The 1,458-nt window shown below is 39.6% G+C and carries 2 protein-coding genes; both read left to right on the plus strand.

The features are described from left to right. The first annotated feature begins 96 nt into the window (after positions 1-96). Positions 97-531, plus strand: coding sequence for a GNAT family N-acetyltransferase (locus ACP45E_RS18405; protein ID WP_017038363.1), 435 nt, complete (start codon positions 97-99; stop codon positions 529-531). A gap of 152 nt (positions 532-683) precedes the next feature. Continuing rightward, the gene (locus ACP45E_RS18410) at positions 684-1,418 is read left to right on the plus strand and encodes an HNH endonuclease (protein ID WP_017034539.1); all 735 of its coding nucleotides are present in this window, start codon (positions 684-686) and stop codon (positions 1,416-1,418) included. The last annotated feature ends 40 nt before the right edge of the window (positions 1,419-1,458 follow it).

Here is a 1,458-nt window from a genome sequence, read left to right on the forward strand (position 1 = left end):
ATGCGTTGATTTTAGTGTTTAAGGCGGTATGCTGCGGCTTTGTATCGCATTGCTCACCCCTTAACAGAGCGTTATGTTGCTTGGAGAGAAATAGGCATGGAAATCACCATTGGTAAGTCAGCAGAGATAATAGAGCAGGCTCAGGCTATTCGTTTTCAAGTATTCACAGTTGAGCAAAATATTCCAAATGAGCTGGACTTGGATGGCTTAGACTCGGTATCTGTACATGCTCTAGTTAAAGATAATGAACAAGCTGTGGCGACAGCTCGCTTGGTTGTTAAAAAAGATAATTCTTCGGTTATGGCTAGGGTCGCTGTTCTCGAAGCATACCGTGGGAATGGTATTGCTTCGAAAGTTGTTAATACTTTGGTGGAGCATGCGAAGCGGATAGGTGTTAGTTCTATAGAAATTCATGCTCATAGTTACCTACAAAATTACTATGAAAAGTTTGGCTTCGAGTTTATTCAAGAAGTCGAGGTTGTTGGTGAACATCAACTAATTGAAATGCGTAACTATATAGCACGCACATAACAAGTTGCTAAAGACGGACTATCAACGCTCGGCAATTTTGGTTCTAGTTTGGTACGGTGTTTACGGTGGCTAGTTTAAGTGTGGTGGTTTGCGTTGCTAGCCACTTAGCAGGGCGTTATGTATTTATCGAAAATCTCAAAATCAGGTGAAAAATGAACTTAGTTGAGTCTACTGCTGAAGTAATCGAAAATGCTCGAGAATTTAGTAACATAGTTAAAGGGAATAGCATTGCTTATGACCGTTTTTCCCAGTTCTTCCATTGGTATTATTTCCCAGAGCTCGGCTTATTTGCTCCAAGTAAATTTATCGGGTACAAAAATACAACAGTTTCAAACTACGTTGGTAAAGGAAATGGCGGAGAGACTCAAGCTGTCTTAAATAAGTGGTTTTCCAAGCTAGAGGAGACATCAGAAGAGTACAAATTAGCTTCTGATGAACTGCAAAAATTTGCCACTAAAATTGGCAAAAAGTTATCAGCGAAAGTGATTAATGGAACTGGTGGTATTTATTTGCTTTCCAGCCACGTTAATCTTTCTTTATATCCAGATGAGACTAATGAACCTGAATACAAAGAGGGTAAGGTAAAGCAAGTTACTGTAAATGCAATCGAACGTAATCCTGAAGCTCGACGAAAGTGCATTGAATATTATAGTGCCGTGTGTAACTCATGTGACTTTGACTTTTCTCAAAAGTACGGAGCTGAGCTAGGTTCAGGATTTATCCATGTTCATCACGTATTGGATATAGCTCTTGTTGGGAAAGAGTACAAAGTTGACCCTATAAATGATCTTCGTCCACTTTGCCCAAATTGCCATGCTATGGTTCATAGAACAAAGCCAGCAATGCACCCAGATCAGTTAAGAGCAATCATCAAAAAAAATACATAACAAGGCATTTAAACGGACTAAAACAGTGGGTTACGTTCCG

This window comes from Vibrio genomosp. F10 str. 9ZD137 (genome assembly GCF_049974785.1).
In the GTDB taxonomy this organism is placed as follows: Bacteria; Pseudomonadota; Gammaproteobacteria; order Enterobacterales; family Vibrionaceae; genus Vibrio.

Coding starts and splice junctions, on each gene's coding strand:
- ACP45E_RS18405 (WP_017038363.1), top strand. CDS start 97: ATGGAAATCACCATTGGTAAGTCAGCAGAGATAATAGAGCAGGCTCAG.
- ACP45E_RS18410 (WP_017034539.1), top strand. CDS start 684: ATGAACTTAGTTGAGTCTACTGCTGAAGTAATCGAAAATGCTCGAGAA.